19 protein-coding genes are annotated in these 22,019 nt (G+C 64.1%); 13 read left to right on the plus strand and 6 right to left on the minus strand.

Translation table 11 applies throughout. The features are described 5' to 3' along the window. The 5 genes from VC35_RS05220 to VC35_RS05240 form a co-directional block, all read right to left on the minus strand. Positions 1 to 774, minus strand: a complete 774-nt coding sequence (locus tag VC35_RS05220) for an SDR family NAD(P)-dependent oxidoreductase (RefSeq protein ID WP_046038211.1) — start codon at positions 772 to 774, stop codon at positions 1 to 3. A 71-nt stretch (positions 775 to 845) separates the two neighbouring features. Beyond that, positions 846 to 3,371, minus strand: a complete 2,526-nt coding sequence (locus VC35_RS05225) for an efflux RND transporter permease subunit (protein WP_046038212.1) — start codon at positions 3,369 to 3,371, stop codon at positions 846 to 848. A 57-nt stretch (positions 3,372 to 3,428) separates the two neighbouring features. Beyond that, the gene (locus VC35_RS05230) at positions 3,429 to 4,541 is read right to left on the minus strand and encodes a WD40/YVTN/BNR-like repeat-containing protein (protein WP_080925267.1); all 1,113 of its coding nucleotides are present in this window, start codon (positions 4,539 to 4,541) and stop codon (positions 3,429 to 3,431) included. A 323-nt stretch (positions 4,542 to 4,864) separates the two neighbouring features. Further along, the gene (locus VC35_RS05235) at positions 4,865 to 6,214 is read right to left on the minus strand and encodes a DUF1329 domain-containing protein (protein WP_046038214.1); all 1,350 of its coding nucleotides are present in this window, start codon (positions 6,212 to 6,214) and stop codon (positions 4,865 to 4,867) included. A gap of 70 nt (positions 6,215 to 6,284) precedes the next feature. Then, complete coding sequence (locus tag VC35_RS05240) at positions 6,285 to 7,928, minus strand: DUF1302 domain-containing protein (protein WP_046038216.1); 1,644 nt, start codon at positions 7,926 to 7,928, stop codon at positions 6,285 to 6,287. A 340-nt stretch (positions 7,929 to 8,268) separates the two neighbouring features. Here VC35_RS05240 and VC35_RS05245 point away from each other — a divergent pair, with 340 nt between their 5' ends. The 13 genes from VC35_RS05245 to VC35_RS05305 all read left to right on the plus strand — a co-directional run bounded on the left by VC35_RS05245 (position 8,269) and on the right by VC35_RS05305 (position 21,110). After that, positions 8,269 to 10,014, plus strand: coding sequence for an FAD-dependent oxidoreductase (locus VC35_RS05245; RefSeq protein WP_046038218.1), 1,746 nt, complete (start codon positions 8,269 to 8,271; stop codon positions 10,012 to 10,014). A 118-nt stretch (positions 10,015 to 10,132) separates the two neighbouring features. Continuing rightward, positions 10,133 to 11,161, plus strand: coding sequence for an acyl-CoA dehydrogenase family protein (locus VC35_RS05250; protein ID WP_052960541.1), 1,029 nt, complete (start codon positions 10,133 to 10,135; stop codon positions 11,159 to 11,161). Further along, positions 11,162 to 12,292 (plus strand): acyl-CoA dehydrogenase family protein, encoded by a 1,131-nt coding sequence (locus VC35_RS05255; RefSeq protein ID WP_046038219.1) that lies wholly within the window; start codon positions 11,162 to 11,164, stop codon positions 12,290 to 12,292. Between the two features lie 17 nt (positions 12,293 to 12,309). Next, complete coding sequence (locus tag VC35_RS05260; protein WP_046038221.1) at positions 12,310 to 13,068, plus strand: SDR family NAD(P)-dependent oxidoreductase; 759 nt, start codon at positions 12,310 to 12,312, stop codon at positions 13,066 to 13,068. Positions 13,069 to 13,101: 33 nt separating this feature from the next. Next, the gene (locus VC35_RS05265; RefSeq protein WP_046038222.1) at positions 13,102 to 15,219 is read left to right on the plus strand and encodes an acetate--CoA ligase family protein; all 2,118 of its coding nucleotides are present in this window, start codon (positions 13,102 to 13,104) and stop codon (positions 15,217 to 15,219) included. A gap of 13 nt (positions 15,220 to 15,232) precedes the next feature. Next, on the plus strand, positions 15,233 to 15,712 hold the full coding sequence (locus VC35_RS05270) for an FAS1-like dehydratase domain-containing protein (protein ID WP_046038224.1): 480 nt from the start codon (positions 15,233 to 15,235) through the stop codon (positions 15,710 to 15,712). Beyond that, entirely contained in the window at positions 15,709 to 16,176 is a 468-nt protein-coding gene (locus tag VC35_RS05275) for a MaoC/PaaZ C-terminal domain-containing protein (RefSeq protein WP_046038225.1), read from the plus strand. Before VC35_RS05270 ends, VC35_RS05275 begins: the two co-directional genes overlap by 4 nt. Next, on the plus strand, positions 16,169 to 16,549 hold the full coding sequence (locus tag VC35_RS05280; protein WP_046038227.1) for a Zn-ribbon domain-containing OB-fold protein: 381 nt from the start codon (positions 16,169 to 16,171) through the stop codon (positions 16,547 to 16,549). Before VC35_RS05275 ends, VC35_RS05280 begins: the two co-directional genes overlap by 8 nt. Continuing rightward, positions 16,546 to 17,718, plus strand: a complete 1,173-nt coding sequence (locus tag VC35_RS05285; RefSeq protein ID WP_046038229.1) for an acetyl-CoA acetyltransferase — start codon at positions 16,546 to 16,548, stop codon at positions 17,716 to 17,718. Before VC35_RS05280 ends, VC35_RS05285 begins: the two co-directional genes overlap by 4 nt. Beyond that, the gene (locus VC35_RS05290; RefSeq protein ID WP_046038230.1) at positions 17,715 to 18,482 is read left to right on the plus strand and encodes an enoyl-CoA hydratase/isomerase family protein; all 768 of its coding nucleotides are present in this window, start codon (positions 17,715 to 17,717) and stop codon (positions 18,480 to 18,482) included. Before VC35_RS05285 ends, VC35_RS05290 begins: the two co-directional genes overlap by 4 nt. 79 nt (positions 18,483 to 18,561) lie before the next feature. Continuing rightward, positions 18,562 to 19,314, plus strand: a complete 753-nt coding sequence (locus tag VC35_RS05295) for an enoyl-CoA hydratase/isomerase family protein (protein ID WP_259674426.1) — start codon at positions 18,562 to 18,564, stop codon at positions 19,312 to 19,314. A 7-nt stretch (positions 19,315 to 19,321) separates the two neighbouring features. After that, entirely contained in the window at positions 19,322 to 20,530 is a 1,209-nt protein-coding gene (locus VC35_RS05300; protein ID WP_185754742.1) for an MFS transporter, read from the plus strand. A 196-nt stretch (positions 20,531 to 20,726) separates the two neighbouring features. Further along, positions 20,727 to 21,110 carry a nuclear transport factor 2 family protein gene (locus VC35_RS05305; RefSeq protein WP_223465059.1) on the plus strand — a complete coding sequence of 128 codons (384 nt, stop codon included), beginning with the start codon at positions 20,727 to 20,729 and terminating at the stop codon, positions 21,108 to 21,110. Here VC35_RS05305 and VC35_RS05310 read toward each other — a convergent pair. After that, positions 21,107 to 21,904: a DODA-type extradiol aromatic ring-opening family dioxygenase gene (locus tag VC35_RS05310; protein ID WP_046038236.1), complete on the minus strand. Its 798-nt coding sequence runs from the start codon at positions 21,902 to 21,904 to the stop codon at positions 21,107 to 21,109. The two genes, VC35_RS05305 and VC35_RS05310, sit on opposite strands and share 4 nt — an antisense overlap. Positions 21,905 to 22,019: the final 115 nt, after the last annotated feature.

Consider the following 22,019-nt stretch of genomic DNA (forward strand, 5'->3'; position numbering starts at 1 on the left):
TTAACCATGGGTGCCGCCATCGATTCGCAGGATCGCCCCATTGACGAAAGCGCCGTCGGCAGACGCCAGCATGGCAATCGCACCTGCCACCTCCTGGGGCTCACCCAGTTTTCGATCCGGGCGAGTCAGGTGCATGTACAGGGAGAGATCGGCTCCCGGCGGGAAGCTCTGCGCCTGAGCCGCCACCATCGGCGTGGCAATCCCGCCTGGCGCCACGGCGTTAACGCGTACACCCCGCTTGATGTACTCGCGCGCGAGCGCCTGGGTCAGCGCTGCCACACCACCCTTGCTGGCCGAGTAGGCGGCCATGTAGGCATGGCCGAAGAAGGCCGAGGTGGAGGCCGCGTTGACGATGTTGCCCTTGCTTTCCAGAAGGAAGGGCAAGGCTTCACGGCAGAAGAGGAAGGTACCGCCCAGGTTGGTCTGGACGACCCGCATGAAGTCTTCGAAGGAGGTGTCGGTGGTATGCGTGGAGCACAGCACCCCCGCCATGTTGACCAGCACATCCAGACTGCCGTGTTCCTGGGCGAAGTTCTGCACCGTGCTGCGCACCGCCTGTTCGTCGGTGATCGACAGCCTTGCCGCGAACGCCCGGCCACCCATCTCCAGCGCATTGGCCTGCGCCAGGGTTTCCTGCAGGCCGGCCTCGTCGAGGTCAACGGCAAGCACCGTGCCCCCTTCGGACACCAGGCGGATCACGGTCGCCCGGCCAATGCCGGACGCCCCGCCGGTAACGATGATGTTCTTGTTCTGGAAGCGAGATGCAAGGGTCATAACAGGTACCTTGTTGTCATTGTTGACTTTGCCCGGGGAGCGACGTCGCCCACCGGTTGCGAAACGTCTTGCTAGCGGCCGGTCAAGGCCGACTGACGCCCCGCTTCCTTGAGGGACTGTGCGGATCGTTCCGCGTCAGCTACGGCCTGGTCTGCAACATTGTCGACCGCCGGCTGGCGGGTCTCACCACGCAGCAGGAAGTACGACAGCGCCGGAGTCAGCACGAGAACCCCGAGCATGTTCCAGAGAAACATGAACGTCAGCAGGATACCCATGTCGGCCTGGAACTTGATCGGCGAGAACACCCAGGTCAGCACACCGGTCGCCAGTGTCAAACCGACCAGTGCGACGACCTTGCCAGTAAAGCGCAGGGCGCCGGCATAGGCCTCTTCCAGACTCGCACCGCGTCGTTGCAGGGTCAGCTGTACGCTGATCAGGTAGAGGGCATAGTCCACGCCGGCGCCCACCCCCAGGGCAATGACCGGCAAGGTCGCGATCTTCACACCGATCCCCATTACCACCATGAGTGCTTCGCACAGCAGCGATGTGATGATCAGCGGAATCAGCGCCACCAGCACAGCGCGCCAGCTGCGGAAAGCGATCAGGCAGAGCAGCACCACTGAAGCGTAGAGCAACAGCAGTACCTTCAGGCTAGCGTCGGCAACGACCTGATTGGTCGCGGCTTCGATTCCTGCAGGACCCGCCGCCAGCAGGAACTGGCGGTCGTCGCTGTTGTGTTTCTCTGCAAAGTTTTTTACGGCGTCCACCACGCGCTGCAGCGTCCCGGCGCGGTGGTCGGACAGATAGGCGATGACCGGCGATACAGAACAGCTGAAGTTGGCCAGCTCCGGCGATTGCACGGACGCGATCTGTGAGGCCTGTGCCGCCACTTCATCCTGGCGCGGGATGCTCATCCACTTCGGGTTCGCCTCGCCATAGCTGGCATTGATGAAGCGCACGGAACTGGCCAGGCTGGCGACCGTCTGCACGCCGGGTACGTCGCGCAACATCTGGGCGAGGCGGTCCAGCTCGGTCAGGGTCTCGAAGGTGGAGCAGCCGCCCGGTCCGGTCTTGACGATCACGGCGAACTGATCGGTGGAGCGGCCAAAACTCTGGTTGAAGAACGCCACGTCACGGTTGTAACCAGACTCGGGACGAAGCTCCGGTGCCCCGGCATCCAGATCGCCGATCTGCAGCCCGGACCGCACCTGGTAAGCGCCGATGCCCACCATTAGCGACAACAGCACCAGCACATGGGCATGTCCCGGTCTGGTGCATTTCACCAGCCGCGTGCCAATGGCTTCGAAGAACCGGCCACTGCCTGCCCGCTCGCCCTCGACTTCGTTGCGTACGCTGCGCCGTGCCGCCGACTGGCTGACGCCCAGGTAGGAGAGCATCACAGGCACCATGATCAGCTGCGTGAAGATCAGCACGCAGACACCGATGCTGGTGGTAATGGCCAGGTCGCGGATCACCGGGATGTCGATCACCATCAGGACGGCGAAGCCGAAGACGTTGGCCAGCAGTGCCGACAGCCCGGCGAGGAACAGGCGGCGGAAGGTATAGCGGGCGGCCACATACTTGTCGGTGCCACGGCCGATGTCCTGCATGATTCCGTTCATCTTCTGGGCGCCATGGGACATGCCGATAGCGAAGATCAGGAACGGTACCAGGATGGAGTAAGGATCGATTTGGTAACCCAGCAGCTGCATCAGGCCGAGCAGCCAGGCCACGCTGCTGAGCGAAGCCATCAGCAGCAGCAGTGTGCTGCGCAGGCAGTGGGTGTAGCCAAAGATGACCAGCGCCACGATCACGGCCGAGGCGGCAAAGAAGCCCATGACCAGCGTCAGTCCGTCGATCAGGTCGCCCACCAGCTTGGCGAAGCCGATGATATGGACGCGCACCTTGGGCTGGCCATCGGCACCGGGCACCTCGTACTGCCCACGAATCTCCTTCTCCAGGAAGGTCGCGAACTGCCGGTAGTCAAACGCGGCACCGGTGACCGGATCCTTGTCTATCAATGGCACCTGGATTACCGAGGAGCGCATGTCCAGGGACACCAGGTCGCCGATCAGGTTGCCTCGCATCACGTTCATCTGTAGCTGCTGCAGCTGCTCAGGCGAACCGTCGTAGTCATTAGGCATGACCGGGCCGCCTTCCATGCCAACCTCGGTGACCTCGTTCCAGCGCACCGCCGGCATCCACAGCGAACGCATCCAGGCGCGGTCAACCCCGGGCGCCAGGTTGATCTTGTCGTTGATCTCCTGGAGTGCCTGCAGGTAGGCGGGGTCATAGATGGTCCCGCGCGGGTTTTCCACCATGACGCGTACGGAGTTGCCCAATGCCGCGAGATCTATCTTGTTGTTCAGGTAGTTGCGGATGAACTCATGGGAGCTCGGCATCATTCGCTCGAAGCTCGCGTTGATGCGCAGGTCGGTGGCCCTGTAGCCCAGCAGCACCGTGAGAATGAAACACAGCAACACGAAGAACAGGCGATTGTTGAAGATCAGTCGCTCGATGAAATTTCCGGAGCGGACATCAAACTGAGCGCGATCCTGCATTACCGGTGTCGCATTGTTATCCTGGGATTTGGCCATTTTGTCTTTCCTCTGAGTCAGGCCCGATTGAGCACGCGCTCCCCTTCCGGCCCGGCTCTACTTGAGATTCATGGTGGTGACGCCATTCAGGCCGACCAGTGCCAACTGGTGGTCGGACACCCCCACCACCCCGGAAAACAGGCTTGGGCGCTGGATGTCGAGTGGCGTGAAAGTGCCCCCTTGATCGCGGCTCATGGCCACCTGCGCGGACTGGCTGACCAGCACCACTCCTCGACCAGACAGGGCAGCACCGGCGACCACCCCGGTAGTTAAATCACTCTTCACCGGGGACCAGGTGTGCCCCTCATCGGCACTGCGGAACACATGGCCGCGCAGCCCATAGGCCAACAGCGCCCCCTGAGCACCGGTGATACCGAACAGGGTGCCCTCGTAACCTGTCTGCAGAGCGCTGAAGCGCCCCGTGCCGGGATCCAGGCTCCAGACATGGCCACGCTCGCCGGTGATGAACAGTCGCCCGCCCACCTCCCCAATGGCGGTCAGGTGCAGCAGGTCGTTGTTGTCGATCCGGGTATTCCAGGGCTGCCAGGTCTTGCCGCCATCGTGGCTGCCGACGATCAGACCGAAGGGGCCGACGGCAAAGCCGTTGCTACCAGACTCGTCGAACCACACACCCATGAAGAACTGGCCGGGTCCTGGCCGGCTCATGGAGAGGATTGCGGACAGGTAGCTTTCGGCTTGCGCAGGCTCCAGGCCCGACTTGTTCTTGAAGTAATCGACAACCAGGGCCTCGAGCTGGCGCCCGTCGAGCTGCTTCGTCCAGGTCTCGCCGCCGTCGCTGCTGTGGAGGATGACTGCGCCGTGGCCGACCGCCCAGCCGTGCTGCTCGTCGGCGAAATGCACCGCATTGAAGTCGACGCTGACCGGGACCTGCGCCTGGCGCCAAGTGCCTGCCTGGTTGTCGGAAAAAATGATCAGCCCGTTGTCGCCGACCGCGATCAGGCGCTTGCCGGTATTGACGATATCCCGCAGGGGCTTCTGCGCGGCCTGGAGCACTGTACTGGCCGGCTGATCAAGGGGATCGACGAAGCTCTTGGCGGTAACGGAGAGAGCGGACAGGGATAATGCCAGTGCCAGCATTGCCCCTGACGCCAGCTTCAGGCCAGTTGAGGTGATACCCGAACTGGCAAAGGCAGTCCTCATTGCACACATGTTGTTCTCCGCAAGATCAAGTCTGCTGTTGTTATTGTTCAGCTTGCTGCTTTGCCCTTTGACCCGGCGACAGCCCGGTCAGGCATGACTTCAGTCTCGGGAAAAACCTGCTGCCCGGCATGCCCCATCTGCAGTAGGCATTGAAAAAAAACGCGTATTGGTCATCCGTGCGCATGGAAAATGGAAAGACCGCCCAGGCGCAGGCCCGCGGTACGGGTAGATACGATGAGCCCGGCCAGACGGCGCACATAAAAAAGCGACACCGGCCGGTGTCGCTAGGGAGGTGACGGGGTGTGGCACCGGATATCGATGCCACCGCGCACTCAACGAATGCCGCTGCCCGCCATGGAATCCGGTGTCATCTTGCTGTTGGGCCAGCGCGGAACACGAACGTAACCAGTACCACCCGCCAGATGCATGGAGCTGCCGTACTGCCCCTTTCCCAGGTCGTAGATGATCATGGGCGTGTTAGGCACAGACTTGGTATTCCAGTCGTAGGTCAGGAGGCCCTGGGCTGAACGCATCATCTTCCCGGCCTGGTCGTAGCCCTCGTAAAGAACGATCGACCAACTGTCCTCATCCACGTAGAACACCTTCTTGCTCTGTGCATGGCGCATTCCCGGCTTCAGCGTCGCCTCTACTACCCAGACACGATGGGGTTCCCAGCGAACCAGATCAGGGTTGGCAAACTGCTTGCCATAGGCCTGCTCGGGCGAGCTATGCATGATGAACTTGTAGTTGTTGTACGGAACCAGCATCTCTTTCTTGCCAACCAGCTTGAAGTCGAAGCGGTCCAGCTGCCCCTCCCACATCCCGAGCTCGTCGAAAAAATACGCCCCGCCGGCCATGGCCATCGGGATGTCGTAGCCGAAGTCCGGAGTCAGGCGCACACGACGCTGCCCTTGGTTGTAGATCCAGTTCTTGTTGCGCCCATCCTTCTTGAAGTTCGTCACCATATAGTTGAGCGACTTTTCACCCACGCTGCGCGGCGGACCGATATAGGTGCTCAGACGGCGCTGAAAGTACTGGGCAGGCTCATCCGGGTGCTCGTGATAAGGCGACTCCGTATAGTTCTCCAACTCATGGGTCATGACGCGATTACCCGACGAATCGATCAGATAACCCGAGAACGTGGAGCGATATGCCGGTCCGTAGTAGCGCAGATTGTGATTCCAGATCACCTCGGCGCCGCTCTTGGGAATCGGGAACGGATACCCCCCCATGGCACCGTTCAGATCGGAGCCGTCGCTCGTGTTCTGCACGCGGGTGGCGTTTTTGGCGGTGTCTTCCTTCAGCCAATCGGGGAAGTCGACTACCCGATGACTCTTATAGACCTCGACCTTGAAGTCCGGCCAGCGGGAGAGCAGCACCTTGGTGCCCTCGCTGAGCTTGTCCGCATACTGCGCCATGTTGGCCGCACTGATGCTGTACTGCGGTTTTTCGCCGGGAAAGGGATCGGGGTAGATCCCGCCCTCCTGGGGCATGTCCGGCCCCTTCCAGTTCGGCGTCCAGACTGGAATGCTGCCATCGGCACTTCCCGCCCGCTCGGCACCGATACCGGTCAGTTTGTCACCACCGAGCTGCGCGGCTTCTTCGGTGGAAACAGTGGCCAGAGCGGACATCGACAGCGGCAGGGACAACGCAAGTGACAAGGCGATTTGACTGATTTTCATCTTTTTCTCCTCTTTGGGCGCGCCCCACGAGCACGCGCAACCCCTCCCGCCCCGTCGGGGCGCAAGGACCTTACAGACTGGTTTGGAAAGTCAGGGTGATACGACCGCGGTCCGTACTGCCCATCGCACCGAGGCGCTCTTGGGCATCTCCGGCATCCGAATAGAGGAGGCCAACCTTGTACCGCATGTTGATGTCGGCAGTGACGCCGGTCGACCAGGCATACGCGCGCTCCGCAGACCCTGTCGGGACCGGTGAATTGCCATGCAGGCCATAGCCGGCCAAGGTCAGGTTGCCGGTCAGGTCGACGCCGGGCAGTACCTGCAACCAGGTTGGCAGCAGGATCAACGAGAAGCTGCTGGCGTTGCGACTGCCGCAGCCAGGGCCGTCCAGGTCGTCGGCACACTCGTTGAAGACAGATTTATTGTGCGTCACCTTGTCCAGATAGGTGTAGGAGAGCTCCGCAACCACGACCCCGGTGTCGTACAGCGGCAAGACGGGCATCGACGCCTGGGTATTGAACAGGGCATGCCAGGTATTGCCGGTCGCACCGTCGAGGCTGCCATTTGGCAGCGGCCCCCCGGTGCTATCCAGCGCAGTGCCACGGCGATAGGAAACCTCTGCCCCCCAGCTGATGTCCTGCCAACTGAAGTTGGTGAAGGCGCCGAAAAGGTCGACACCACGGTTGTACACCTGATGGAAGCGCAGGCCAGTGATTTCACTTGGGTCAACCGCGAAATTGACCGGCCACGGCTGCATCTCATCCAGGTGGCGATACACCAGACCGACGGTGCCGCCGTACCAGTCCGGACTCAGGCTCAACTGCATGCCAAAGTTGCCCTTCTGCTTGTCATCAGGTTCGATGATGTTGCCCTGGTTGATGTAGATATTGCCGAAGCCGGGCACGGCAGCCGCAAAAATCCGGCCATCGTCGCTATACAAAAAGTCTGGTCCGCCCAGGAAGGTACCGCCCTCGCTCTGCCGGTTCGGCTTCCAATCCAGGTGGTAGTAGCCGGACAGGGAGACCGTGTCACTCAGTTGGCTCTGGAAAGACAGCTGCGGCAGCGGCAAAGCCAGCTCCTTCGGCGAAGCTCCGGGGATCTCCGCCCCCTTCTGGAAGTTGGCGGGCTGCTGGCTCCAGGAAATCGCGTCACTGCCATTGACCTGGGATACACCCCAAATCAGCGCGTACTGGCCTGCCTTCACCGACACAGGGATGCTGCCCATATTGAAGGCACCGAACACGAATGCGTCGAGAATCTCGCCAGACGGGCCGTTGTAGTATCGCTGCGCCTGCCGCGAAAGCTTGCCGTCGGCGTTATCGGAGATTCCTTGCAGGTCGGGGTTGCCCTTCAGGTCATGATCGTCGTAAGCGTTGTCGTACCAACCCGTGGCACTGACGCGAACGCCATAATCGTCCTTGTAGATGACGTCCATCTCGGTCAGCACATCGAGGCGCCGCTTCCACATCTCGCCGCTGTGGGTGGAGTACTCGGACTGTTGGTTGTTGGGATCGTCGCCCAGATGCGAGTCGATCGACTCCGCGCGCCACCCAAGCCCAAGACGCAAGTCCGTGGTCCAGTTGATCTGCAGGTCGGGATTGCCGGTATCGATGGATATGGCATGGGCCAAGGGGCTGACCACTGCACCGAGCAACAGCATCGGCGCCAATAGCCTGCGACCACCCTGGGTCGCAGCCTTCTCTGTCTTGTGCATGTTGTGCTCCGCAAGTCCAAGTCTGGTTTTGTTTTTTGTTCAACTTGTCCTGATGACAGCCCTGGCCGGTTCCCCGGGCCGCGACTTCGGAACCAGTTTCAACACAACGACCCAGTGCCAACATCAACCGTTTGCAGTAGCCAATAAAATAAATCCTCCCCTCATGTCTGCATCGTGCTCAACGAATGAGCTCATCTACTGCATACGGTTGATGATTACGTAGAGGCATCGCGATCAACCTATGTGCATCGAAGCAGCGCCACCGAAAACCGGCGGCGGCCTTCGCTCCCCAGAACAGGAAAGCGCCCCCGCTGGCGCGTGACAACGGAGATCGCATGCCATGAATGCATTCATCGAGGACAAGCACTGCGCGGTCCTGGTGGTCGGTTCCGGGGCGGGCGCCCTGCTCGCCGCCAACCGTGCCCATGACCTCGGACTTAAGGTCATCGTCATTGAGAAGAGTGATCGCTACGGCGGTACCTCCGCGTTGTCCGGCGGCGGCATCTGGATCCCCAACAACTCAGGAATCCAGGGGCTGGACAACTACGAACAGGCGCTGACCTACTTCAGGGCCTGCACCAAGGGCCGGGTCCCGGAAGGGAAACTTCGTGCCTATCTCGACTCGGCACCGGAAATGGTCGAGTACATGCGTCAGCAGATCGGGGTGAAGTACAACGCCGTCACCGGCTACGCCGATTACTGTCAGCACCTGCCGGGCGCCTCGGACAACGGCCGCACCATGTTCGTCGAGCCGGTGGATGCCGGAGTGCTGGGAGATGACTTCTTCGCCCTGCGTGAAGCCGACATGGGCGCCAAACTGTTCGGTCGCATCGCTCTGGACTACTACGACGGCCAATTGCTGGGCGCCCGCGCCACGGGCTGGAAGCGCAAGATCTTCTCGCTGATCTGGAACTACTGGTCGGACATCGGCTGGCGCCTGAAGACCCGCCGTGACCGACGCGTCACCATGGGCAGCGCCCTCATCGCCGGTCTGCGCATCGGTCTGCAGGAACGCGGGGTTGAGCTGCTGCTCAACACCCGCCTGGAGCATTTCATTGTCGACAATGGTTTCGTCCAGGGAGCGGTCGTCAGCCAGGACTGCAACGAGTACCGCATCCTTGCCAACCAGGCGGTGATCGTCGCATCCGGCGGTTTCGAACAGAGCCAGCCGCTGCGCACCGCCCACCTGCCGGTCCAGACACAGGTGGAGTGGAGCGTGACGCCCATGCACAACAACACCGGCGATGCGCTGATTGCCGGCCAGAACATCGGCGCGGACACCGAGTTCCTCCACGAAGCCTGGTGGGCGCCGACCGTACGCATCCCGGCGGCGGACACGCCGAACGTGAACATGCGCAGCGCGCTTTTCATCGAACGCAGCTATGCCCACAGCCTCTGCGTCAATCGCCTGGGCAGGCGCTTCGCCAACGAGGCCATGTCCTATAACGACTTCGGCCACGCGATGATCAAGGACGGCGCCAGCACCGGCGCAAACACACCCTGCTGGTTCATCTTCGATGCCAACTATCGCAAGAAGAACATCCTCGGCCGGATCATGCCCGGCTCGATCATGCCGGACGCAAGCCTGCCTCCCGAGTGGTGGGACAGTGTGCTCTACCGCGCCGGTTCCATTGGCGAACTGGCCCTCAAGATCGCTATCGATCCCGCCACCCTGGAAAATACAGTGTCGGTCTTCAACGATTACACCAAAACCGGCGTCGACCTCGATTTCAATCGCGGTCACCACAGCTTCGACCGCTTCTACTGCGACCCCCGGCACCAGCCGAATCCGAGCTTGGGCGCGCTCGACCGGGCGCCCTATTACGCGATTCGCGTCGACCTCGGCGACCTCGGCACCAAGGGTGGCCTGAAAGTCGATCGCGACGCCAACGTACTGGACGTCGAGGGTCAGCCGATCCCCGGCCTCTACGCCATCGGCAACGCCTCGGGCGCGGTGACGGCGGACTCCTACCCCGGCGCGGGCGGCACACTCGGCCCTGCGCTCACATTCGGCTACCGCGCGGCCAACCACATTGCCCGCTCCACGCAGCTTGCAGCCGCCACGCCGTCCGTGGCCCGCGTCTAGTACTGCGTTTGCGGCATGACACCCAGGCCGGGGCTCATGAAAAATGAGTCCGGCATGGGCAACAAGTACCAGATACCTCGCAGTCGACCCATTCACGACTCAAAGAAGGAGCCCACCCGTGCTCGCGCTATTCAACGACGAACAGCAGATGTTTGAAAACTCGGCCAAACGCCTGGCGCAGTCCATTGGCATCGCCAACCCGCATGATCTCCAGACCCGCGACGCCCAACGGGACTGGCAGAAACTCACCGAAGTGGGCCTGCTCGGCCTGCGCTTGCGTGACAACGGCACGCCACTCGCCTCCGGTGTGGAAGTCATGATCGCCGCCCAGGCCTTGGGCGAAACCCTGGTTCCCCAACCCTTCGCCTCCGCCGTACTGGCCAGCGAGCTGCTCGCCCAGGCAGACGCCCCGTACGAACTGATCGAAGAACTCGCCGCCGGTGAAACCCGCTATGCGCTGCTGCTGGACCGCACTCTGGAGCGTCTGGCCGCCCCCGACGAAGTCGGCTGCATCGCCTGGGATTGCGAAGGCGCCGACTATGCCCTGGGCCTGGCCGATGGCCGCCTCGTGCGTATCAGCCTGCAACAGGGTTTTGCTGCGGGCCACGACCCGGCCGACCTGACCCGCGCCGTATTGCACCTTCGCACTGCGCATGGCGCAGCGCAGGTGCTCGGCCAACCGATAGACGCCGACGCCCTCAAACGCTGGTACGCCCTGGCCCTGACCACCGTGGCGGCGGACATCGTCGGCGCACTCAACGGCGCCCATGCCGGTGCAGTGGCCTACACCAAGGAGCGCGTGCAGTACGGGGCACTGATCGGCAGCTTCCAGGCCATCCAGCACCTGTGCGCGGAAATGCTCGTCCAGGCCCAGGCCGCCCACAGCATTACCTGCTACGCCGCCTGGGCGGTGGACCAACTGGACGCCGACGAGGCACTGCTGGCCGCACGCACCGCCAAGGCCTACGCCTCTTCCGTAGCACTGCCGGTGACCGAAGCGGTGATGCAGGTCTACGGCGGCATCGGCCAGACCTGGGAGCACATCGCCCACGTCTACACCCGCCGCGCCCTGCTCGACGCCCGACTATTCGGCGGCGAGTCCCATCAATTGCAGCAAATCGCCGACGCCCGACTGGGAGCACGCTGAATGGACTACCGAGATACCCCCGAAGAGGCCGGATTCCGCCTCGAACTGCGCGAATGGTTCAAGCACAACACTCCCGCCAACTGGCGCGAAGTCACCGACCCGCAAGGCCTGCGCGCGCTGAGCAAGAGCTGGCACAAGGCACTCTACGCCAGCGGCTACATCGGCCTGAACTGGCCGAAGGAGTACGGTGGCCAGGGGCTGTCCGCAACTTTCGACGCCATTCTCAATGACGAAGCGGGCCGCGCCGATTCCCCTCGCCTGCCGGCGATGGTGAACTACCTTGGGCGGGCGATCTTCACCTACGGTACCGAAGAGCAGAAGCAACACTTTCTGCCCACCCTGCTCAGTGGTGAGGTGCAGTGGTGCCAGGGCTTCAGCGAACCCGGTGCCGGCTCCGACCTGGCCTCGCTGCGCACCCGCGCCGAGCAGGACGGCGACCACTACGTCGTCAACGGCCAGAAAATGTGGACCAGCGGTGCACTGCAGGCCGACTGGTGCCTGCTGCTGGCACGCACCGACAGCAACGCGGCCAAGCACAAGGGCATCTCCTGCCTGCTGACCCCGCTCGATGCACCCGGCATCACCGTCAAGCCGATCGTATTGCACAGCGGCGAACCGGAAACCGCCGAAGTGTTCTTCGATGATGTGCGCATTCCCGCGAGCCAGCGCATCAGCGCGCCGGGCGACGGCTGGCGCATCGCGATGACGACGGTGTCCTACGAACGTGGCGCTTCGGACACCGGCTCCATTTCAGCACTGCGTCGCCAACTGCGCGAGATCGAACAGATCGCCGCCGAGCGCGGCCTGCTCGCCGATACCAGCACCCGCCATAAGCTGGCGCGCGCCCATGTGGACATCGAAGCGCTGAGCCTGAACGTGGCGCAGCAACTGTCGCTGCGCCTGGCCGGACGCGATCCCGGGCCGGAAGGCTCAGTGGGCAAGCTGCTCTGGTCCAAGGCCGCCCAGTACACCATGCATGTCGCGCTCGACGTACTTGGCGCCGACGCCCTGACCGGCAATGCCCCCCGCTGGCTGGCCGAGTACTTCACCTCGCGCCCGGTCAGCGTCTACGGCGGGTCCTCGCAAATCCAGAAGAACATCCTCGCCCGCATGCTCGACATGCCGCGCTGACCACAAGGAGCCCCATCATGCGCTTGAACAATCGCGTCGCCGTAATCACCGGCGCTTCACAAGGAATCGGTCGCGCCGTGGCCCGCTGCTATGCGGCGCAAGGCGCCAGCGTGGCCATAGTCGACATCAACGTCAGTGGCGGTGAAGAAACCGCCGCGCTGATCCATGCCGAGGGCGGCAAAGCCCTGTTCGTGCGCTGCGACATTGCCAACCAGGTCGACGTCAACGCCGCCGCCGCCATCATCAAGGCCGAGCTCGGCCCCATCGATATCCTGGTGAACAACGCTGGCATCACCCGTCCGGCCATGCTGCACAAGATGACCGGCGCCGAGTGGCACCAGGTGATCGATGTGCACATGCACGGCTCCTTCTACTGGCTGCAGGCGGTGGTCCACGACATGATCGAACGCCAGTGGGGGCGCATCGTCTTCGTCACTTCCTCCACTGCACAGAACGGCTCCATCGGCCAGATCAACTACGCCGCGGCCAAGTCCGCGATGCTCGGCATGGTGCGCACCGCCGCCCGCGAGCTGGGCAAGTACAACATCCTGGTCAATGCCATCGCTCCGGCGGCGGCCACCGAGATGACCAAGACCATCATGAACGACCCGAAATTCGCCGAAGCCCATGCGGCAGCGCTCAAACAGCACCCGCTGCGGCGCTCGGCGGAGCCTGAGGAAATAGCCCCGGCCTTCCTCTATCTCGTCAGCGAAGAATCCTCCTACGTCACCGGTCAGATTCTGTCGGTGGATGGCGGCTCGATGATGGTGCGCTAAGCGCGCGAACCGCCACGGAACAGGACAACGACAATGACTCGTATCGACACCGCAGCTCCCGATCTCGATCGCCTGCTGGCACCTCGCTCCATCGCCATGGTTGGCGCCTCCAACAACCTCTACAGCATCGGCGGCCTGCTGTTCGCCAACCTCAAGCGCTCCTTCGGCGGCGCGCTCTACCCGATCCATCCCAAGGACGACAGCGTCCAGGGCAGCCCTGCCTACGCCAGCCTGCACGATGTACCGGGAACCGTGGACCTGGTGGTCATCGCGGTGGCCTGCCAGGCCGTCGAAGGCATCATGGAACAGGCCGTGGCCAAGGGCGTGGGTGGCGTCGCGCTGCTCTCTTCCGGCTTCGCCGAGACCGGCGCCGAAGGGACCGCCCTGCAGCAGCGCATCGCAGAGCTGGCCAAGGCTGGCGGCGTACGGGTGATTGGTCCGAACTGCATCGGCTACCTGAACATCGCCGGGGGCGTCATGGCCAACTTCGCCCTGACCCCGGACGAACCTTTGCCGCCGGGTGGCGGTGTGGCGCTGGTTTCCCAGAGCGGTGGCTTTGGCTCCTACCTGACCACCAAGGGACTGCTCACCGGCCTGCGCCTTGGCTGGTTCGTCAGTACCGGCAACGAGCTGGACGTGAACGTCGCGGCCGTTTTGCGCTACCTCGTGGAGCGGCCGGAAGTTCGTGTGCTGCTGGCGTTCAGTGAGACCCTGCGTGACCCGGAGGTATTCATAGAAGCGGCCCGGCGCGCCCAGGCGCTCGACAAGCCACTGGTGGTCCTCAAGGCGGGGCGCTCCGAAGCTGCGGCCAAGGCCGCCATGAGCCACACCGCGTCGGTGGTCGGTGCCGTCGATGTATTCGATGCAGTCTGCCGTCAGTACGGCGTGATCGTGGCTCACAGCCTGGAGGAGATGCTCGATCTGGGCATGATCTTCCAGGACGGTCGCCGGGCGTCCGGCAAACGCCTGGCGATCATGACTGCCTCCGGCGGCACCGGCGTATTGCTGGCCGACGAAGCCAGTCTCAACGGCCTGGATATCCCGACCTTCCCCGAAGCGGAACAGGCACAGATGCTCAGTGTGCTGCATACGCCCTTCTTCGGCAGCGTGGCCAACCCCATCGACACCACCGCAGCGGTGAAGCAGGAGTCTCTTTTCGCACTGCAGAACCTGGTCGCCCAGAGCCCTTCGGTCGACATGCTCACCACGGTCACCTGGGCTCGCGCCACCGAGGCAGCCAGGGAACTGGCCGCGCTCTACCAGCGCACCGACAAACCCATGGCTGTGCTGTCCACCGACCTTGTGGAGCCCTTGAAGCAGGCTGGCGTGCCGACCTACACCGATCCGCAGAGGATCGCCCGCTCGCTCGCCGCCCTGCAGCGTTTCTCCTCGCGACCGTCCCTCGCGGCGGACCACGCCCGGGAACCCGATGCCGAACGTGCCCGGCGCGCGCGACAGCACCTGCAGTTGCCACAGGGAGAGCTGGTGCTGATGGAGGCCCAGGGTAAGCGCCTGTTCGCCGAGTACGGCATCCCCATCACCCGCGAAGAGTGGGTACACAGCGAGGAAGACGCCATCGCGGCGGCGACGCGCATCGGCGGCAAGGTGGTGCTCAAGGTCATGTCCTATCAGCTGCCGCACAAGTCCGACGTGGGCGCCATCCGCCTCGGTCTGCAGGGGCCGGACGCGGTGCGTGAAGCCTATAGAAATATGCTCGACGAAGTGCGACGCCGGGCGCCCCATGCCGTCCTCGACGGCGTGCTGGTGCAGGAGATGGTACCCGCACGCATGGAACTGACCTGTGGCTTGCAGCGCGACCCGGTGTTCGGCCCCATGGTGGCGGTGGGCCTGGGTGGCGTGCTGATCGAGCAGCTGGCGGAAACCACGCTGTTGCGCCCGCCGTTCGGGCTCGACACCGCCCGCGTCGCGCTCGGAAAACTGCTCCAGGGTCGCCTGGTCCAGGGGCGGCGTGGCCTCAGCGCCGAGGAACAGACGCAGATCGCCGCCATCATGATTGGCATCGGCAACCTGGCCCTGGAGCTCGAGGAGGTCAGCGAAATCGACATCAACCCGATCCGGGTCGACGACGGCAAGGTCTTCGCCGCCGACGCTCTGGTGGTGCTGGCCGGGTCATCCGGGCCGGCGCACTGAAGGAGTGAACGCGATGGCAGATCAATCCCTGGTCGGTTACCAGTTCCCCTCGTTCCGCTTCAAGGTCGAGGAAGGCAAGATCGCCGAGTTTGCCAAGGCGATCCTCTGTACCGATGCCTGTTACTTCGACCCCGAGGCGGCGCGTCGGCAGGGCTTCTGCGCCCTGCCGGCACCGCCGACCTTCAGCACCGTCTCCATGCACTGGCACCCCCCGCAGGAAGGCAACCCGCTCAACCTCGACCTCAAGCGCGTACTGGCCGGTGGCAATGAATGGGAATACCTGCGACCGGTGCTGGCCGGCGAGGAGTTCACCGTCCGCTCGCATATCGCCGACGTGACCTGCAAGCGCGGCGCCAAGGGCGAGATGACCCTGATCGTGCGCGAGACGGGTTTCTACGACAAACAGGATCAACTGGCGCTGATCGCCCGCAGCACCATCATCGAACTGCCCCCACCGCCGCCCATGGACGAGCACGAGGTACTGCCCACATGAACAGCACAAATCACGACGTTTCGCCTCGTTTCCAGATCGGAGACACCGCCCCCGTGCGCCGTGTCGGGCCGATCACCCGAACCGACATCGTTCGCTACGCCGGCGCCGGTGGTGACTTCAATCCCATCCACCACGACGAGACCTTTGCCCACCGCGCCGGCTACCGCAGCGTATTCGGCCATGGCCTGCTGACGGCTGGCATCCTCTCGGCCTACGCGACTTCCTGGCTGGGCCTGGCGGCGCTGCGCAGGTACTCGGTGCGCTACGTCTCCCAGGTCTGGCCAGGCGACACCCTGATCCTCAGCGGCCGGGTTACCGCCATCGACCCCGAAGGCCCCGACTGCATGCAGGTGAACTGTGAACTGCTGGTGCAGCGCGAAGCAGCCAACGGTCAGCGCCAGGACGTCCTGACGGCAATCGCCGTCGCCACCTACGACACCCCCGGAGGAAGCCTGCATGAATGATGTCCGTGAACCGGCGCCGTACCAGCGCTATCTCGAAGGCCTGGCACGGGGTGCCCTGGCTTATCAGCACTGCCACGACTGCGATCAGGCGGTCTTCTACCTGCGCCCCTGCTGCCCTCATTGCGGCTCGGTGGAACTGGACCTGCGCGACAGCCAAGGGCTGGGCACGCTCTATTCGTCCAGCGTGGTCTACGACAAGGAACACAACTACAACCTCGTGCTGGTGGACCTCGACGAAGGCTTCCGCATGATGAGCACTGTTGCCGGTTGCGATGCACCGCCCATCGGCGCCCGGGTCCGGGCGCGGGTGGAACGCCTCGATGGCCAGGAGCCGCGCGTGGTGTTCGACCTCAACGAAGGAGAACGACCATGACTCACCATGATCTGCGCGGCGCTGCCGCTATCGTCGGGGTCGCCGAATCAGACCTGGGTGACGTCGGGCCACAGCGCTACCCCATCGAACTGGCCGCCCAGGCGGCGGTTCGCGCGTTGAATGACGCGGGCCTGCGCACCCGGGACGTCGATGGCCTGTTCGGCTGTGTCGCCGGCCGTTTCATGTCGAACCTGGACCTGGGTGAATACCTGGGTATCCGCCCCCGTTACAGCGATAGCGGCAATATCGGCGGCAGCTCGTTCCTGTCCTACCTGTTCCACGCGGCGGCGGCCCTCAAGGCCGGGCTCTGCGACACGGCGTTGATCGTCTATGGCAGTACCCCGCGCGCGGATGCCCAACGTCGGCAGCCGCTGAGCGGGCCACTGGAGATGCCGAGCTACGAAGCCCCCTACAAGCCGCGCCACCCGGTGTCCGGCTACGCCCTGGCCACCGCCCGGCACATGCATCAGTACGGCACGACCCGCGAGCAGTTGGCCGCGGTGGCCGTCGCCGCGCGCGCCTGGGCGCAACTCAACCCCGTCGCATTCTGCCATGACAAAGGGCCGCTCGGTATTACCGACGTGCTGGACAGCAAAATGGTCTGCAGCCCACTCAGCATCCGCGATTGCTGCCTGGTCACCGATGGCGGCGGTGCCCTGGTGGTTACCCGTGCCGATCGCGCACGTGACCTGCCAAGGCCGCCGGTCTACCTGCTCGGCGCGGGCGAAGCGCACTCGCACCGCAGCATTTCCCAGATGCCTGATCTGACCACCACCTGTGCAGTCGAGTCCTCTGCCAGAGCCTACGCCATGGCCGGGGTCAGACCGGCGGACATCGGCGTGCTACAGCTCTACGACGCCTTCACCATCAACACCATCATGTTCCTGGAGGACTTGGGCTTCTGCGCCAAGGGCGAAGGCGGTGCCTTCGTCGCCGATGGCCGCATCGCCCCGGGAGGCGTACTGCCGGTCAACACCAACGGCGGCGGCCTGTCCTACTGCCATCCGGGCATGTACGGCATCTTCGCCCTCATCGAAGCCACGCGGCAGTTGCGCGGTGAGGCCGGAGCACGGCAGCAGGCCGGCGTGGAGCTGGCGCTGGCCCACGGCAACGGCGGTCAGTTCTCCAGCCAGGTCACCGCCATCCTCGGCACGGGAGCAGCGTTATGAGCACTGTCTTGCGCGAACGCCAGGGCGCGGTGCTGCTGGTGACACTCAACCGCCCTGAGGCGTTGAACGCGTTCAATGCCGAGCTGCACCGCGAGCTCAGCGATGCCTGGCACGAGGCCGGTGATTCACAGATTCGCGCGGTGGTGCTGACCGGTTCCGGACGCGGCTTCTGTGCGGGTGCCGACCTCAACGCGCCACCCGCCTCCGGGGCACTGGGTCATAGCACGCTGCGCCACGCACTGAATGCGAACACCCTGGCAATGGCCGCGCTGGACAAGCCTGTCATCGCCGCCGTCAACGGCGCCGCAGCGGGTGCCGGACTCTCGCTGGCTTGCGCCGCCGATATCCGGATCGCGTCCAGCGGCGCCAAGTTCGTACCGGCGTTCGTCGACATAGGGCTGGTCCCGGATGCCGGTGGCAGCTGGTTCATCACCCGGCTGCTGGGTTACGCCCGGGCCTTTTCCTGGCTGGCCAGCAATCGCCGGCTGGGCGCCGAAGAGGCCCGCGAGTGGGGCCTGGTGAGCGAGGTGCTGGCCCCGGAACGGCTGCTGGGACACGCGTTGGAGATGGCCGAGCAACTGGCCACCAAGCCCGGACTCGCAGTTGGGCTGACCAAGCGCCTCCTGGCCCAGGCCGCACGCAACAGCCTGGCTGAGCAACTGGAGGCCGAAGTCACGCTGCAGAACCTTGCAGTCCTTGATCCCGATCGGGCGCGAGCCCGCGCGGCGATGCTGGAAAAGCTCGGGCGCCGCTCAATCCCATAGACAACAAAAACGGAGTTTCCCCATGACCGATTACGGACGTTTTAACAGTATCCTCGCCGAACTCCGGGACCATGTCCTGGTGCTGACCCTCAATCGCCCCGAACGCCTCAACGCCGTAGGAGCCGATATGCATGAAGGCCTCGAAGCCATCCTTGCCGACCTGCGCCACGACACCAGCGTCCGGGCCGTGGTGCTGCAGGGTGCAGGACGGGCCTTCTGTGTCGGTGGCGACGTCAAGGCGTTTGCCGAGACGCCGGCCATCGAGCAGACCCCATGCGAAACCATGGCCCTGGTCACCCGCGGCGCCGGGAACCTGATCGAGCGCTTCCTCGATGTGCCACAGCCGATTATCGCCGCGGTGCAGGGCTACGCCATGGGGCTGGGGGCGACACTGGCCTTGCTCTGCGATGTGGTGCTTATCGCCGACGACGCCCAGATCGCCGACACCCATGTGCCCATGGGCCTGGTCGCAGGCGATGGTGGCGCGCTGGCCTGGCCCCTGGGCATGCCCCTCGGTGCCGCCAAGTACTACCTGATGACCGGCGAGCGACTCAGTGGCAGCGAAGCCGCCCGGCTGGGTCTGGCCTTACGGGCCATGCCGGCCACGGAGCTGCATGATCAGGCGCTGCAGATGGCGGAGCGCATGGCCGCCCTCCCTCCTCTCGCGCTGCAGGGCACCAAGCGCGCGCTGAACCAGATCCTGCGCCAGCGCAGCCAGTTGGTGACCGACTTCGGGCTGCAGCTGGAAGCGGCGACCTTCCTCAGCGCAGATCACAAGGAAGCCTCCAGCGCCTTCGCGCAAAAGCGCCAGCCGGTCTTTCATGGGCGCTGAGCACAGCATGTCCAGAGGCGCTGGAGACACCGGCTGGCTCGGCGGCATTTCCACGGAAGTGCGCTGCCTGTGCGTTATCAGCTTTATCTCCGCCGTGGGCTTCGGCATCCAGTCACCGGCCATTCCGCTGTTCGGCCAGGCGCTAGGGGTGGGCAGCAGCATGATCGGCATGATCATTGCGGCCTTCCCCTTCGCCCGCCTGCTGATGGCTTGGCCAGGCGGCAGGCTGGTCAATCGCTGGGGCGAGTACCGGTTGCTGTGCGGCGGTCTTGGGCTCCTGGCGCTGGGCAGCGTTGCCGCCGGCTTTTCCACTTCCGCCGAGCAGCTGCTGGCATGGCGCGGTCTGTGCGGAATGGGCTCGATCCTTTACAGCGTATCGGCCATGAGCCTCATGCTGCGCACCACCGCCCCCAGCCACCGGGGGCGGGCGGCGGGGCTGTTCATGGGTGCCTATTACGTCGGGACGGTCGCCGGTCCCGCCATCGGCAGCCTGTTCGTGGACATGTCTGTGCGCCTGCCGTTCTTCCTCTACGGAGCCGGAACGGGAACGGCGGCCCTGGTCGCGGCACTGCTGCTGCGCCACCTGCGCCACGGTCACAGCGCGGCGAGCGACTCCGGACAAGCGGCGGTCAGCTTTGGCCAGGCGCTACGCCTGGCCTCTTACCGATCCGCGATCGCCAGCAATTTCGCGATCGGCTTTGCCGTTTACGGGGTCAGGGTTTCCGTCCTGCCGCTGTTCCTGCTGACGGTGCTCAACCAGCCGGCGAAATGGATCGGCATCGGTCTGACTGTCGGTGCTCTGACCCAGACACTGCTACTGCCCAAGGCTGGCCGATGGGTGGACACCTGGGGCCGCAAGCCAAGCCTGATGGTGGGCATGTCCCTGGTACTGAGCAGTTTCCTGCTCATCCAGGGCGGGCAATCGCTGGCAACCTACCTGGGCGGGCTCGCACTGATGGGGCTCGGAACCGCCTTCTGCACCACTGCCGCAGCCGCAGTCGCCGGTGACGCCGCCGATGGCCGTGGGGGTACGGTGATAGCCGGCTACCAGATGGCCGCCGACCTCGGCATGGTCATCGGCCCCATTCTCATCGGGGTGCTCGCCGAGCGGCACTCCTACGCCCTCGCTCTCGGCTGCACCGCCGCTCTGCTGGCACTGGCCGCCTTGACGACACTGGCCATCCCCCACGACAAGAACCTGGGGAGCACCCCATGAGCGAGCGCAGCCAATCGGCCTTGATCCGCGCCAACCTGCAGTTCTCCCGTGAGTTGCGAAGAGGTGGCGGCCGGGTTGTGGGAAGCCTCGGTGCATCTGACCAGGGTGGAGTTCCAACCGCTTACGCAAACCACATCCGCCATAAACCAGCAGGCAATCGCCTGAGCAAGGAGTAGACATGCCAACGGAAATCCAAATGAAAAGCGCCCTTCAGGCCTACATCGACGCCTTCAACCGCAATGACCTGGAAGCCATCACCGCCCTCTACCACGACGACGCAACGGTGGAAGACCCGTACGGCTCGTCGCCGCGCGAGGGCAAGACGCAAATCGTCGAGTTCTACCGCAGCGCCATGGCCAACGGTGCCACCCTGCAGCTCTGCGCACCGGTCCGCGCCTCTCACGGCGATGCTGGCGCAATGGCTTTCGATGCCGTGGTGAAGCTACCCCAGGGCGAAGCGCGGGTGCGGGTCATCGATGTGATGACCTTCGACGAAGCCGGGCTCATCACCTCCATGCGCGCCTATTTCGGCCCAGGCGACATCGAGATCAAGGCCCCCTCCGACAGCCGCAACGACTAGCCAAAGCGATAAGCCGAGACCGCGACGAGGCCCCCCAGCCGCTCGGCGTAAACGCGCCGCGCGGGCTGGTCACCTGCTGCAGCGCAAGCCACCAGCAACGGAAGCAAGTGTTCCTCGCGCGGATGGGCGAAACGCGCCTGCGGTGCCTCGACCCAATGGCACAGGCGTTGACTGCGTTCCTCCGGCGTCCCCATCAGCGTATCGAGCAACCAGTCATCGAATGCCTGCGCCCGCGCAGCCAGGTCCTCTGCAGATGCACGGATATTGTGGAAAGACATGCCGCTGCCCACGATCAACACCCCCTCCTCTCGCAAACCCGCCAGCGCCGCCCCGGCAGTCTGGTGCGCTGCCGGGTCCAGATCGCTGCGCAGTGACAGCTGCAGCATCGGGATATCCGCCTGCGGATAGATCAGTTTGAACGGGATGAACGCACCGTGATCCAGTCCACGTGTGTCGTCGAGCGTTGCCGGTAGCCCTGCGCCGCGCAAGCGTTCGCACACATCCCTGGCCAGCCAGGGTGCGCCGGCGACCGGGTATTGCAGTCGATAGGTGTGCGCCGGGAATCCGCTGTAGTCGTAGATCAGGTCAGGGGCCGGACTGGACGTCAGCGTGAAGCGCTCTGCCTCCCAGTGAGCGGAAACGACCAGGATGGCCTTCGGCCGTTCCGGCAGGCTCGACGCCAGGCCCTGCAGCCATGCCCCCAGTGAATGCCACATCTCGGCCGGGCCGAAGTCCCAGCGCATGAAGAAGCAGGGACCCGCCCCATGAGGAATGAACAGACTCGGAAGGCTCATTGAAGATGCAACCTCAGGAACAGGATTGATGACGCTGCTGGCAGAGAGAGCGCCAGGCTCAGGACGCACGCCAGTAACGGGTTGGTTGGCCACCTGTAATTTGTCGCCAGTGTGC

Source organism: Pseudomonas fluorescens (assembly GCF_000967965.1).
Classification (GTDB): Bacteria; Pseudomonadota; Gammaproteobacteria; order Pseudomonadales; family Pseudomonadaceae; genus Aquipseudomonas; species Aquipseudomonas grandcourensis.